A 14395-nucleotide genomic window follows, 5' to 3' on the forward strand; every position below is an offset into this window, starting at 1 on the left:
CGATGTACTCAGACCTACTCGCAAACCTTAATCCAGAACAACGCGAGGCAGTGACCCTCCCGCCGGTAAATGAAAATGGCCAGACCCAGTCAGCCCTGATTTTGGCTGGCGCTGGTAGTGGAAAAACCCGCGTCCTGACGACCCGTATAGCTTGGTTGATCCAAACAGGTCAGGTTTCACCTATTGGTGTCCTGGCGGTGACCTTTACCAATAAGGCCGCTAAAGAGATGATGTTGCGTCTGAGCGCCATGTTGCCGATTAACACCCGAGGCATGTGGATTGGCACTTTTCATGGTCTTTGTAACCGTTTATTGCGTGCGCACCACAAAGAAGCAGGTTTACCGTCTACTTTTCAGATTTTGGATACCCAGGATCAGCTTTCCGCCATTAAGCGACTTTTGAAGGGCTTAAAGGTCGATGATGAGAAATACCCCCCTAAGCAGTTGCAATACTTCATTGCCCACGCCAAAGAGCGTGGTCAGCGTGCCAAAGAATTATCGGTAGGGGATGATTTTCAGGCCAAGATGGCCCAGTTGTACGAGGCTTATGACGAGCAATGCCAGCGTGAGGGTGTAGTTGACTTTGCTGAACTCCTATTACGTAGCTATGAGTTGCTCAAACATAAAGAGGCTATTCGGACGCATTACCAAGAACGCTTCCGGCATATTTTGATTGATGAGTTTCAAGATACCAATGCCTTGCAATACGCTTGGCTCAAATTACTCTCTGGTCACGATGCTAGTCGCGTCAATGTCAGCGGCATGGGAAGCAGTGCAGTTTTTGCGGTAGGCGATGATGATCAGAGTATTTATGCTTTCCGCGGCGCAGATGTGGAGAACATGCGTCTGTATGAAAAGCAATATCACCCGATGATGGTCAAGCTTGAGCAGAACTACCGCTCGCATGGTCATATCTTGGATACAGCCAATTACCTCATTTCTAACAATACAGATCGTCTTGGTAAAAACTTGCGTACCGATGCAGGTCATGGTGAGCCAGTGCGCATCTATGATGCGCCGAGTGATCACGCTGAAGCTGCCTGGCTTGTAGATGAAATCAAAGCTTTAGTGAATAGCGGCATCAAGCGTACTGAAATTGCTTTGCTCTATCGCAGTAATGCTCAATCACGAATCATCGAGCACGCCTTATTTTCTGCAGCGATTCCGTATCGGGTTTATGGTGGACTACGATTCTTCGAGCGAGCTGAAATTAAGCATGCCTTAGCGTATTTACGTCTGCTAGAAAATCCAAATGATGACACCTCCTTCTCCCGCGTGGTCAATTTCCCAACACGCGGTATTGGGGCGAGATCGATTGAAGCTGTGCAAGATGCAGCTCGTACACAAAACAGTTCTTTGTATTTGGCGGCATCGACATTGGATGGCAAAGCTGGCGCCTCCTTGGGTGGCTTTGTGCGCCTCGTTGATCATATGCGTGAAGCTACTCGTCACAACACATTGCCTGAGACAGTGGAATTCGTGATTCAAAATAGTGGCTTGATTCAGCATTACCTCTCGGAGCGCGAAGGTCAGGACCGTGTAGAAAACTTGCAAGAATTAATTAATGCTGCAACCGCGTTTATTGCGGAAGAAGGTTATGGTCAGGATGCCACTGCTGCCACACTGCCGGGTGAGAATGCGCCTGGTGTAGTCGAGGTCTCACCATTAGCCGCATTCCTCTCGCATGCTTCACTTGAGGCCGGTGATAACCAAGCTCAGGCAGGCCAAGACGCTGTGCAGCTGATGACGGTGCACTCTGCCAAAGGCTTGGAGTTCATCTCTGTATTTATTACTGGCTTAGAAGAGGGCTTGTTCCCACATGAGAACAGTATTAATGAGCAGCATGGTTTGGAAGAAGAACGACGCTTAATGTATGTTGCGATTACTCGCGCAAAAGAGCGTCTCTACCTATCTCATACCCAGTCACGGATGTTGCATGGCCAAGTTCGCTACAACATGCCGTCTCGTTTCTTGGAAGAGTTGCCATCGGATTCACTGAAGTGGCTCACTCCCAAAGTGAAAGATGCCCGTTGGGGTGGTACTAGTAGTGGAAATGGCGACCGCTCAGAATCGACTTGGCAGGATGGCTATACCCGTCAGCGCGAGTTTGGGTCGAATGATTTCTTTGACAGTAGTAATGAGCGTGAGCGACCTGCAAGGCAAATTGGCCGAGTAGGATCTGCCTCAACCGCCGTGACCAGAATGGCCTCGCCACCACGCGGCAACTACCCATTTACGATTGGCCAAAATGTATTCCATACCAAGTTTGGTGAAGGGCGCGTTACAGGCCTCGAGGGTAATGATGCTGATGCACGTGCTCAGGTGAATTTCAAGCGCCATGGCGTTAAATGGCTTCAGCTCAGCATTGCTAAGCTAGCTGCGATAGATTAAGCGATTAAAGTAGCCGCTTCTTTTTCAGCAAAGCATGCCTTCCAGGTAGCGAAGAAAGAGCAGTGCATCACAGTGAGCCCCGCCATGGAAATAGGGGCGATGATGAATGATGCGGCTTGACCTAAGTCGAGAGCATCAAAAATAGAGCCAATCGTTAGAGGAATAGCGATTAAGATTCCACCCCAAATTGCGAGATATAAAAAGAATGCGCCCCGATTGGTCCAGCAAGCAACAGCACTGGAAAAGAGTGCTTGCGCTATAGACATATCAGCCCAAGCAACGAGCACGGGAGAAAACCACATCAACATTGCCACTGGCACATAAAGAATGCCGCCAAAAAAGAGAATCAGGTAAATCTGATTGATGGCTTCTGAGGTAATCGGCTTTTCGTTAGTCATTAGTGGAATGAGCAACTCAAAATCTACCAACAAGCTTAAGATAAAGCTGAGAGCAAGTATGAGTGCGGCGTAGACCAAACCCAATTGGAGAATGCGTTTGCGAATCAAGGGGGTCGATTGCAGTGCAATCACGTATACCGAGGGTCGAATACGTTCTTTTTGAATCGCTAGGCGGCAGGCGGTCATAAAGCCTACTGATAAAGTAGGCGTGAGTAATAAGACGGCAAAAATACCAATCACGGGTACGAGTACTGCAAGTTGCGCTGCAAATATGTACATGAATACCAGCATTAAAAAACCCAAAGGATTTTGTTTAAAAAGCCAAATGCCTTGACGTATCCAGGTATAACCCTCTTTTGGAGTGACGGAATTGAGTTTCATATTGCCTTGCGACTTAAAAGAATATTTTCGAAATGACGAGGGTCATGCGGGGTGAGCATTTGCGCATCACGTGGCAAATAAAAATCCCACAGTCGGGAGATCCAAAAACGCAGAGCTGCAGCCCGCACCATCAGGGGCCAGCTTGCTTGTTCTTCACTAGTGAGTGGGCGAACAGCCTGATAGGCATCCATCAGCGCCTTGAAGCGAGCAGGATCTAAATCTTGTTTGTTGTCAGCAAGGCACCAGTCATTTGCAGTAACTGCTAAATCAAATAACCACTTATCTGTTCCAGCGAAATAAAAGTCGAAGAAACCACCCAGCTGATCTTGAGAGCAATCGCTTGCGCCTTGAGGATCAAATAGCACGTTATCCCTAAAGAGATCGCAATGACTTGCCCCTTGTGGCAATGATTTATAGGCTTCAGAGGCAAAGAATTGCTCTTGAGTTGCGAGCTCGCTAGTCAGCAATTCTTTTTGTGTGTCACTTAAGTGTGACAACACTTGCGGAACTGTTTTTTGCCACCAAGTAAGACTGCGAAGATTCTCTTGGGTGAGCTTAAAGTCGCTGCTGGCCAAATGCATTTTGGCTAAATACTCGCCAACCAGGGCGCAATGCTTGGCTTCGGGTGCGAGCATAGAAAGGCCGGGAAGCTTGCTCACAATGGCTGCAGGCTTACCTTTGAGTGTAAATAAAATTTGCCCCTGTTTATTTTCAAGCGGCTTAGGTACGGGAATACTTTTATTCGCCAAATGGCGCATTAGCTCTAGGTAGTATGGAAGTTGCTCTGCCGATAGTCTTTCAAAAATCGTCAGAACATATTCTTGTTTCTTGCCATTTTTCTCAGTATCGAGAAAGAAATTGGAGTTCTCAATCCCACCATGAATTCCACGAATATCGATGACCTGCCCAATATCAAAGTCGCTTGAGATCCAAGCAGAGATATCACTTAGTTCAATGGGGGTGAAAACGGCCATGAGTAAAGACTAAAAAGGAACTCTGATACTCGGTACGCTGATCAGGTCAGTTTCTTTTGGTACGCCAGGCATCACTGTTGCTGGGGGCGCCATTTCGTAGCTGGTATAGCGTGTCTTCACATCCACCTGAGTAGGCGCATTGGTATCTTTGTATTCGGTAATTTCAGTACCAGTGGCTTCTTTGTGCTGAAAGCTCGGTTTGCGACCCTCGGGCGTATTGGTTACCTGAGAAGCGCTCACTGGCGGCGCTAAGGGCTGATTATTGATGCGCTGCAACTCGGAGGGGCTCAGCGCTTGAGAATTATTTTGGGCGTGCGCTGTATGCAGGCCAAAAGAGGCAAAAGCCACTAAAAAGCTTGTTAGAACAAGGGTTTGGCTCACAGAAGCGTGGAGTAAGTTAGTTAGAGCGTGCATCATTTTTCACCTTTATAGGCCTCTTTTCAGGAGGATTTGAGCCTGATATGTAGGCAGTTAGCAACTAGATTGTACGATTGCGGTATGACTAAACATAGACTCTTGTTGGTAGACGGCTCTAGCTACCTCTATCGCGCCTTTCATGCCATGCCAGACCTCAGAAATGGGGCAGGCGACCCAACGGGGGCTATCTATGGGATGGTAAATATGATGCGCCGAGCTCGCTTAGAACTCAAGGCTGATCACATTGCCTGTGTTTTTGACGCCAAAGGTAAGACATTCCGTGATGAAATGTACCCCGAGTACAAAGCGCATCGCTCCCCCATGCCTGAAGATTTGGTAAGGCAGATTGAGCCGATCCATGCGATGGTGAAAGCTTTGGGCTGGCCGGTATTGATGGTTTCTGGGGTTGAGGCCGATGATGTGATTGCCACCTTAGCTAGCCAAGCAACCCAAGCTGGCTGGGAAACAATTATTTCTACTGGCGACAAAGATTTGGCTCAGTTAGTGAATGCTTCAGTCACCTTAATTAATACGATGACCAATGAGAAATTGGATATCAATGGCGTGATTGAAAAATTCGGCGTACCTCCGGAGCGCATCGTAGATTACCTTTCCATCATTGGTGATACGGTTGATAACGTACCGGGTGTTCCTAAAGCCGGTCCTAAAACGGCAAACAAATGGTTGGCTGAATTTGGTGACTTAGACAACTTGATGGCAAACGCCGACCAAGTGAAGGGTGTTGTTGGCGAGAACTTGCGAAATAGTTTGGAGTGGCTGCCACAAGCGCGTCAACTCATTACCGTCAAAACCGATTGCGATTTATCACCTCATCTGCCAGGCCTAGATGACCTGCATGCGAAACCAGAAGATGCACCGCTATTGCGTGAGTTGTTTGAGCGCTACGCATTTAAGACTTGGTTGCGTGATGTGGAGAGGCAGTTGGGTGGTACTGTTCCTGAAGCCAACAGCAACTTTGATTTAGCCGGTAGTCCCATAAAAAACAACTCAGAGGAAAGTGTAAAAAGCGAGGCCAAGAAATTTGGCCCCACTGCTACAGAAGCGACAACTGCCTTGTCACAAGAAACAACAGATCTGCAAGGTGCGATTGCAAAACACTATGAGTGTGTAGTGGATGAGGTAACACTAGATCGTTGGATTAAAAAAATTGAGGGCGCTGATCTTACGGCGGTGGATACCGAGACTACTAGCTTAGATGCACTGGCTGCTGAGCTTGTCGGTATCTCGCTTTGTGTTACCCCTGGGGAGGCTTGTTACATCCCAGTAGCGCATCGCAATGGAGAGGCCCAGCTCAGCCGCGAACTGGTTTTGGCACGCATGAAGCCCTGGCTAGAAAGCGCTACCAATTTTAAGGTAGGGCAAAACCTGAAGTACGACAGCCATATCTTTGCAAACTACGGCATCACCTTGCAAGGCATTGCCTTTGACACCATGCTGGAATCTTATGTGCTCGAGTCGCATATGCCGCACAATATGGATAACTTAGCTGAGCGACATCTCGGTATGAAGACCATTAAGTATGAAGAGGTCTGCGGTAAAGGCGTCCACCAGATTGGCTTTGATCAAGTTGACCTCAAGATCGCCGCAGACTATGCAGCAGAAGATGCTGACATTACCTTGCGCTTGCATCACATGCTATGGCCACAAATTCAGACAAGTCCAGGTCTTTTATACATTTATGAAGATGTCGAGATGCCAGCAATGCGGGTTCTGGGCATCATGGAACGTAATGGCATTCGGATTGACTCTGCCTTGTTATCTCAGCAAGGTCAAGAAGTTGGCAAACGTCTGCTTGCTCTTGAGGGTGAGATTCATAAGTTAGCTGGACAGCCATTTAATATTCAGTCTCCCAAGCAGATCGCAGAGATTTTATTTGGGCAGTTAGAGCTCCCTGTCATTAAGAAGACGCCATCCGGTGCGCCATCGACTGACGAGGAAGTGTTGCAGAAGTTGGCGGAAGACTATCCCTTACCTGCGCGTATCTTGGACTACCGCAGTCTTGCTAAATTGATGTCGACCTATATCGAGAAACTCCCGCGTATGGCGGATCCTAAAACAGGACGAGTACATACGAGTTTTTCTCAGGCGACTGCGGTGACTGGGCGTTTGGCTTCAAGTGATCCGAACTTGCAAAATATTCCTGTGCGCACGGAAGAGGGTCGTCGCATTCGGGAGGCGTTTATTCCGGCCCAGGGTTGTAAGTTGCTCTCGGCCGACTATTCACAAATTGAATTACGCATCATGGCGCATATTGCAGAGGATGAAAACTTATTAGCTGCATTCGCTGCTGGTAAGGATGTGCACCAAGCAACTGCCGCTGAGATTTTCGGCGTGCCGCTCGAGAGCGTTAATTCAGAGCAGCGTCGTTATGCCAAGGTCATTAACTTTGGCCTAATTTATGGCATGAGTGCCTTTGGCCTAGCCGGTAATTTAGGTATTGAGCGCTCAGCAGCCCAAAACTATATTGCTAAGTACTTTGATCGCTATCCAGGGGTTGCTCAGTATATGGAGCGCACTCGCTTGGAGGCTAGGGAGAATGGTTATGTTGAGACGGTCTTTGGCAGGCGTCTTTGGCTCCCAGAAATTAAGAGTAGCGGTCCTCGCCGCCAGGGTGCAGAGCGGGCCGCAATTAATGCGCCAATGCAGGGAACGGCAGCTGACTTGATTAAATTGGCTATGATTGCGGTCGAAAACTGGTTGGAAAAAGAGCAGCTCAAGACTCGCATGTTGCTCCAGGTCCACGATGAGCTGGTATTTGACGTGCCGCTGGATGAGCTAGAGCTTTTGCAAGCAAAACTGCCTGACTTGATGTGCAAGGTAGCTGAGCTGAAGGTTCCGCTGGTAGTGGGTATTGGGATTGGCGATAATTGGGAAGAAGCGCACTAAATTAGGAGACTAAGAGATGACAACTAAAAAAGATCAGGGTTCAAACATGGTGTTGAGCGATAGAAGAGGTTTTATGAAAGCCTCCGCTATTACCGCAACCACTATGGGAATTGGTTTTGTAGCTGCCTCTGAGCCAGTCATGGCCGCAGCAATTGAAACGGATTTCACCGGCATTAAAGCGGGCGAGCAAATGATTCCAGTGGGAAGTTTTCAGATGCCTGCTTATGTTTCACGTCCAGAAAAAGCCAAAGGCAGTTTGCCGATTGTGATTATTGCCAGCGAAATCTTTGGTGTGCATGAATACATTGCAGACGTCACAAGACGTTTTGCTAAATTAGGTTACTTGGCTATTGCCCCAGAATTCTTTACGCGCGCTGGCGATCCGAACACTTACGGCACTATTGCCGAGATTCAAAAAAATATCGTTGCTCCAACTGGGGATACTCAAGTTCTCAATGACTTGCAAGCAGCCTTAGTGTGGGCCGGCAAGAACGGTGGCAACTTGAAAAAAGTGGGCGTTACTGGATTTTGCTGGGGTGGTCGCATTACTTGGCTATCGGCCACACTGCCTCAGGTTAAGGCTGGTGTAGCTTGGTATGGTCGTGTCATCGGTGAGAAAACCGAGGGCAACCCGCGCCACCCAGTCGATATCGCTGCTGATCTCAAGGCACCAGTGCTTGGTTTATATGGCGGCGCTGATACTGGTATCTCTCTGGAAAGTGTTGAGCAAATGCGTGAAGCGCTTGCAAAAGCAGCCCCCAAAAATCCAGCAGCCAAAGCATCTCGTTTTGAAATCTATCCTGATGCACCGCATGCTTTCCATGCAGACTACCGCGCTACCTATCGCGAAGGCCCTGCAAAAGATGGTTGGGAAAAATGCATTGCCTGGTTTAAACAAAACGGGGTTGCCTAACTCCCATGTCAGTACTGCAAAGCATTTTGTTGGTAACAGCGCTAGCGGGAACTACTAGCGTTCTCATTGCCGCGAGTTTTTCTTTGTCTTTGCTATCAAAGATGGTCAACAGTATGGTGAGTGTTTCAGTTGGTATTTTGCTGGCCACCGCCTTGCTGCATTCATTGCCTGAAGCATTCACGATGCCGGGCGTGAACCCTCAGCTCTTATTTGCCACCTTGCTGGCAGGGCTCTTAGGCTTTTTCTTGCTTGAGAAAATTTCTTTATTGCGTCATAGCCATCATCACGAAGGAGATGGTCATGATCATCACCATGGTCATGATGCAGAAGTGGCAGGTCGTAGTGGTTGGATGATTTTGGTCGGCGATGGGATACACAATTTTGTGGATGGTGTTTTGATTGCTGCCGCCTTTATGGCGGATTACCAGGTGGGCATCTTTACTGCGATTGCCATCATTGCTCACGAGATTCCGCAGGAGATTGGCGATTTCATCGTATTACTAAATGCTGGATTTTCCCGTACTCGTGCCTTGGTATACAACTTTATTTGTGGCTTAGCTGCGGTACTAGGTGGCGTATTGGCTTACTTCTTTTTGGAGAGGGCTCATGCGGCAATGCCTTACTTATTGGTCATCGCCTCAAGTAGTTTTATTTATATTGCGGTAAGCGATCTGATTCCACAAATGCACCGACGCCCACATTGGGCTGAGTCTTTACGTCAAACGATTTTGATTGCCGGTGGCGTTGGCCTTGTCATCCTGCTTTCGCTCTTGCATTAAAGAGCTACTGGTCGACTTGGATCGGCACACCATTCGCTCCAGCTACCTGCGTACACTCGTGAGCCCTTGAGACCAGCGATTTCCATAGCTAGTAGGTTATGACAGGCCGTTACTCCAGAACCGCATTGATGAATGACATCAGAAGCTTTGTTTGAGCCCAAGAGCTCTACAAAGTCTTTGAAGAGTTGTTCTGGAGCCTTAAAACTTTTTTTGGAAAGATTTTCTCTGAAGCAGTAATTAATTGCGTCGGGGATATGTCCGCCAACAGGATCTAAGGTTTCGTTTTGACCATGGAAGCGATCATTTGCACGAGCATCAACAATGACATTCGTTTTAGCCTGGAGATTGTGAACAACCTCTTCTACTGTCACTAAGCCAACATAAGGCATTGTGGGTACTGGCGTTGTTGTTGGATTTGCTTCGCGTGGCAAAGTGCCGATGGGGCCATTCCAAGCATCTAGGCCGCCATCTAAGACTTGTACATTGGCATGGCCAGTAGCTTTGAGCATCCACCAGAGGCGACTGGCATATACAGAGCCCTGATTATCGTAGGCAATCACCAAGGTGTTGGAGTCAAAGCCAAGGCGAGATTTGGTTTTGGCCCAGGCTTCTGGGGTGGGAAGTGGGTGGCGACCATTCTTCCCTGTCTTTTCACCAGATAAATCGTGGTCTAGATCAACATACAGTGCGCCTGGAATGTGGCCTTCTAAATAAGACTTGCGACCGGCTAGTGGATCGACTAAATCAAAGCGGCAATCACAGATCAATACATTCTCACCACTGTTAATCATTTCTTCTAATTGATTTGCGGTAATAAGCGGCGTCATGATGGCTTCCTGTAGAGGGCGTTATGGGCGTTACTGAATTATGCGCCTTGATAGTTCATGGCACGACGGTACCATTCATGAAAATGTTGCATGCCGTCTTCCATGGGACTTTGGTATGGACCCACTTCATTTTGACCGCGGGCTAGCAGGGCAGCGCGACCAGCATCCATGCGCTCCGCAATTTCATCATCTTCAATGCAGGTTTCCATATAGGCTGCACGCTCTGCTTCTACAAATTCACGTTCAAAAAGAGCGATTTCTTCAGGGTAATAAAACTCCACGACATTGCGTGTTTTATTGGGCCCCATCGGATGTAAGGTGGAAACACATAAAACACCTGGATACCACTCAACCATCACATTGGGATAGTAGGTAAGCCAGATAGCACCATGGCGTGGTGTCTTACCCTTATGGTGGCGCAACACTGCTTCATGCCACTTTTGATAGACGGGTGAGCCGGGCTTCTCTAAGTCCTTGTGAATACCAACCGTCTGCACGCTATGCCAGTCACCGAATTCCCAGTACAAGTCTTCGCAAGAAACAAACTTACCTAAGCCTGGATGAAAAGGCACTACGTGGTAGTCCTCAAGGTAGACCTCAATAAAAGTCTTCCAGTTGTAATTGCACTCATGAACTTCAACATGATCGAGGATGTAGCCTTCAAAGTTGAGATCATCAGCAACGCCAAGCTTGGCTAGATCAGTACGCACATCACGCGGACCTTCGAAGAGGAGTCCTTGCCAATTCTGCAAAGGCGATTTGCCGAGATTAAGGCAAGGCTTATCTTCAAAATGGGGCGCACCCAGAAGTTGACCGTTTAAATCATAGGTCCAGCGATGCAAGGGGCACACAATGTTATCTGCCTTACCTTTGCCATTCAGCATGAGTGCTTGGCGATGACGGCAGACATTGGAAAGGAGTTCAACGCCCGCTTGGTTACGAACCAATAGGCGGCCTTCATTCTCAGCTGTCAAAGTTTGGTAGGAACCCATCTCGGGAACCATGAGTTCGTGACCAATATAGCCTGGACCCTGCTTAAATAGCAGTTCAATTTCACGCTGATAGAGATCAACGTCAAAATAGGCCGAAACCGGCAGTTGTAAGTTGGACGGCGCAAGCTGCTGCGCGGTAGCCAGATTAGTCATTCTCCCCACCCCCGAAAACGTCAGCCGAAGCTAAGCGGAATAACCAATCCAACCATCGACGGATCGATATTGGAAAGGAAGGAAGCGATTATACCCATCTGACCCCCGTCTCGCTTTAATATATAGGACTACATCTATAAGAAATTTCAAGGAAATAAGCCAATGCCAGCGAAGAAATCTGAAGATCAGAAGCCCGGTCTTGAGCTACAAATCGACCCTAATTTGCGTTATGAGCAGGCTGTCAAGGAGCTGGAAAAGCTGATTTCGGATATGGAATCAGGCAAATTCTCTTTGGAAGAGACACTTTTGGCTTATCAACGTGGTGCAGCACTCCTAAAACATTGCCAGGCCATGCTTGCTCAAGTTGAGCAGCAAGTTCGGGTATTCGAGGCGTAAGTTGTTCTAAGACTTTACTTTTATGAACAACACACTTTCATTTGAAGATTGGGTTCGTGCTCACGGGCAGCGAACTGAAGTAGCTCTCGATAGATGGCTTGATGCAGCGAATGCTCATCCCATACGTTTACATGAAGCTATGCGTTATGCCGCTCAAGGTGGTGGTAAGCGTATTCGTCCTTTATTAGTTTATGCCGCTGGTGAGTTAGGCAATGATGCCAATGAAGAGAAAAATAATGCTTTAGATTCTGCTGCGTTTGCAATTGAATGTATTCATGCCTACTCCTTGGTGCATGATGATTTGCCTTGTATGGATGACGATGATTTACGACGTGGACGTCCTACTGTACATAAGGCTTATGACGAGCCGACTGCTTTATTGGTTGGTGATGCATTACAAACTCGCGCATTTGAGGTTTTGGCAAACGCGCAGTGCGATGCTAATACCCGCCTGGCAATGATCAGTGCATTGGCTAGTGCATCGGGTTCGCGTGGCATGGCTGGTGGTCAGGCGATTGATCTGGAGAGCGTGGGAAAGAAGTTAGACCTTGCTGGCTTAAAGCAAATGCATGCGATGAAAACAGGTGCTCTGCTTTCTTGTTCAGTACAGATGGGTGGCATTGCTGCCAAGCTCAATGCGATTCAAATGCAGCATCTCAAAAATTACTCTGAAGCTTTGGGGCTGGCCTTTCAGATTGTGGATGATGTTTTGGATGCCACTGCAGACAGTCAAACCTTGGGTAAAACCGCAGGAAAAGACGCGGCCAATGACAAGCCCACCTATGTGAGCTTGATGGGTTTAGACTATGCTAAGAAGGCAGCAACCGATTTACAAGAAACGGCGATTGCTAGCTTAGAGAGTTTTGGGGCTAAAGCCCAAGCCCTTAGAGATTTGGCTCTATTGGTAGTTAATAGAGGCAAATAAGATTACTAAAGATTTGATGACTTTAAATTCCATTCACTCCCCCGTAGATTTAAAAAAACTTCCTCGTGAGCAGCTTCCTGCACTAGCAGATGAATTACGTCAGTTTGTATTAGATTCTGTTTCTAAAACGGGTGGACACCTTTCCTCTAATTTAGGAACGGTGGAGTTATCGATTGCGCTGCACTATGTCTTTGATACACCGCAGGATCGAATCGTGTGGGACGTGGGGCATCAAAGTTATCCGCACAAAATTTTGACTGGTCGTCGTGAACGCATGAATAGCTTGCGCCAGTTAGATGGTTTGTCAGGTTTTCCCCGTCGCGCTGAAAGTGAATACGATGCTTTTGGTACTGGTCACTCTTCAACCAGTATTTCTGCGGCGATGGGTATGGCGCGTGCTTTCCAAACCAAGGGCGAGAGACAAGTCGCTGTTGCGGTGATTGGCGATAGTGCGATGACTGGCGGTATGGCATTTGAAGCGATGAATAATGCGGGCGTGTATGAGGACCTACCGTTAGTAGTCATTCTGAATGACAACGATATGTCGATCTCGCCAGCAGTAGGTGCGCTCAATCGGCACCTTGCTAGATTATTGAGCGGCAATATTTACTCTGCAACAAAGAAGGGCATCGATAGCGTGTTATCCATTGCGCCGCCTTTGCGTGAGTTTGCTAAGCGTTTGGAAGATCATGCTAAAGGCATGGTTTCTCCATCCACTATTTTTGAAGAGTTTGGTTTTAATTACTTTGGCCCAATCGATGGCCATGATTTAGACGCTCTTGTTCCAATGTTGCAAAATGTTCGCCGTTTGGCGCTTGAGGGGCGCGGTCCCCAGTTCTTGCATGTAGTCACTCGCAAAGGTCAGGGCTATGAGTTGGCTGAAGTAGACCCAGTGCTGTATCACGGTCCGAGCAAGTTCAATCCGGAAGAGGGTGTGAAGAAGTCTGCTGCCCCTTCTCAAAAAACCTTTACTCAAGTGTTTGGTGAATGGCTGTGCGATATGGCGCATGCTGATCCATTGCTTGTTGGTATTACACCAGCAATGCGTGAAGGCTCTGGCCTGGTGGAGTTTGAAAAGAATTTCCCTAAGCGTTATTACGATGTCGGTATTGCTGAGCAGCATGCAGTGACTTTTGCTGCTGGTATGGCGTGTGAAGGTATGAAGCCAGTAGTAGCTATTTACTCAACATTCCTACAGCGTGCCTACGATCAACTCATTCATGATGTCGCGATTCAGGATCTGCCGGTTTTGTTTGCATTGGACCGCGCTGGTTTAGTGGGCGCAGATGGCGCAACCCATGCTGGTGCGTATGACATTCCGTTCTTACGTTGCATTCCGAATATGTTGGTCTTGACACCAGCAGACGAAGCAGAGTGCCGTGATTTATTGACTACGGCATTTCATCAGCCGCACCCGAGCGCTGTACGCTATCCGCGTGGTGCTGGTGTTGGAACCATTCCTTCAAAAGAATTACGTACTGTGCCATTGGGTAAGAGCGAAGTGCGTCGTAAGTCGAGTGCACCTGCAGGTCAGCGCATAGCGATCTTGGCTTTCGGAACTTTGCTCTATCCAGCACTTGAAGTGGCTGAACAAATCGATGCCTCAGTTGCTAATATGCGTTTTGTTAAACCATTAGATCTTGAGTTACTCAAATCCTTTGCGCAAGATCATGATTATTTTGTAACGATTGAGGATGGTGCGATTCAGGGTGGCGCAGGTAGTGCGTGCCTTGAGGCACTCTCTGCAATGGGGATAAACAAACCCCTCTTGCAATTAGGTCTTCCTGATGTATTCGTGGAGCATGGCGATTACAAACTCTTGATGAGTCAGTGTGGCTTGGACGTTGCGGGGATTGCAAAGGCTATTTCCCAACGTTTTCCAGCTAAAACAGCTACAAATCCTGTAGCCGTAGGCAAATAAGTCATTTTTGCCTGAAAATAGA

Annotated in this window: 12 protein-coding genes; 7 read left to right on the plus strand and 5 right to left on the minus strand. The window is 47.9% G+C overall.

Annotated features, from left to right (window positions below):
* The first annotated feature begins 2 nt into the window (after nucleotides 1-2).
* A complete protein-coding gene (locus ICN22_RS03230; protein WP_216168868.1) occupies nucleotides 3-2390 on the plus strand; it encodes a UvrD-helicase domain-containing protein in 2388 nt (795 codons plus the stop codon).
* Here the strand turns inward: ICN22_RS03230 and ICN22_RS03235 are convergent.
* From ICN22_RS03235 to ICN22_RS03245, 3 genes are read right to left on the minus strand one after another with little or no spacing between them, the layout of a single operon-like run.
* Entirely contained in the window at nucleotides 2387-3169 is a 783-nt protein-coding gene (locus tag ICN22_RS03235) for a BPSS1780 family membrane protein (protein WP_216168869.1), read from the minus strand. The genes ICN22_RS03230 and ICN22_RS03235 overlap by 4 nt on opposite strands.
* Nucleotides 3166-4143, minus strand: a complete 978-nt coding sequence (locus ICN22_RS03240) for a homoserine kinase (protein ID WP_216168870.1) — start codon at nucleotides 4141-4143, stop codon at nucleotides 3166-3168. Before ICN22_RS03240 ends, ICN22_RS03235 begins: the two co-directional genes overlap by 4 nt.
* Nucleotides 4144-4152: 9 nt before the next feature.
* Entirely contained in the window at nucleotides 4153-4560 is a 408-nt protein-coding gene (locus ICN22_RS03245) for a hypothetical protein (RefSeq protein WP_255533820.1), read from the minus strand.
* 81 nt (nucleotides 4561-4641) lie between these two features.
* On the opposite strand from ICN22_RS03245, the gene polA reads away from it, so the two are divergent.
* The 3 genes from polA to ICN22_RS03260 are packed head-to-tail and all read left to right on the plus strand — an operon-like array spanning nucleotide 4642 to nucleotide 9159.
* Nucleotides 4642-7467 carry a DNA polymerase I gene (polA, locus tag ICN22_RS03250; RefSeq protein WP_216168871.1) on the plus strand — a complete coding sequence of 942 codons (2826 nt, stop codon included), beginning with the start codon at nucleotides 4642-4644 and terminating at the stop codon, nucleotides 7465-7467.
* 16 nt (nucleotides 7468-7483) lie between these two features.
* On the plus strand, nucleotides 7484-8380 hold the full coding sequence (locus ICN22_RS03255) for a dienelactone hydrolase family protein (RefSeq protein ID WP_216168872.1): 897 nt from the start codon (nucleotides 7484-7486) through the stop codon (nucleotides 8378-8380).
* A gap of 5 nt (nucleotides 8381-8385) precedes the next feature.
* Nucleotides 8386-9159, plus strand: coding sequence for a ZIP family metal transporter (locus tag ICN22_RS03260; RefSeq protein ID WP_216168873.1), 774 nt, complete (start codon nucleotides 8386-8388; stop codon nucleotides 9157-9159).
* Here ICN22_RS03260 and ICN22_RS03265 read toward each other — a convergent pair.
* Together ICN22_RS03265 and ICN22_RS03270 are read right to left on the minus strand one after the other, a co-directional pair.
* Nucleotides 9156-9986, minus strand: coding sequence for a sulfurtransferase (locus ICN22_RS03265; protein ID WP_216168874.1), 831 nt, complete (start codon nucleotides 9984-9986; stop codon nucleotides 9156-9158). The genes ICN22_RS03260 and ICN22_RS03265 overlap by 4 nt on opposite strands.
* A gap of 38 nt (nucleotides 9987-10024) precedes the next feature.
* Nucleotides 10025-11131: an aromatic ring-hydroxylating oxygenase subunit alpha gene (locus ICN22_RS03270; protein ID WP_216168875.1), complete on the minus strand. Its 1107-nt coding sequence runs from the start codon at nucleotides 11129-11131 to the stop codon at nucleotides 10025-10027.
* Between the two features lie 162 nt (nucleotides 11132-11293).
* Between ICN22_RS03270 and xseB the strand changes: the two genes are divergently transcribed.
* From xseB to dxs, 3 genes are read left to right on the plus strand one after another with little or no spacing between them, the layout of a single operon-like run.
* A complete protein-coding gene (xseB, locus tag ICN22_RS03275) occupies nucleotides 11294-11527 on the plus strand; it encodes an exodeoxyribonuclease VII small subunit (protein WP_046330712.1) in 234 nt (77 codons plus the stop codon).
* 22 nt (nucleotides 11528-11549) lie between these two features.
* Nucleotides 11550-12452, plus strand: a complete 903-nt coding sequence (locus ICN22_RS03280; RefSeq protein WP_216168876.1) for a polyprenyl synthetase family protein — start codon at nucleotides 11550-11552, stop codon at nucleotides 12450-12452.
* Between the two features lie 16 nt (nucleotides 12453-12468).
* Nucleotides 12469-14373, plus strand: coding sequence for a 1-deoxy-D-xylulose-5-phosphate synthase (gene dxs, locus ICN22_RS03285; RefSeq protein WP_216168877.1), 1905 nt, complete (start codon nucleotides 12469-12471; stop codon nucleotides 14371-14373).
* The last annotated feature ends 22 nt before the right edge of the window (nucleotides 14374-14395 follow it).

Source organism: Polynucleobacter bastaniensis (assembly GCF_018882205.1).
Taxonomy (GTDB): domain Bacteria; phylum Pseudomonadota; class Gammaproteobacteria; order Burkholderiales; family Burkholderiaceae; genus Polynucleobacter; species Polynucleobacter bastaniensis.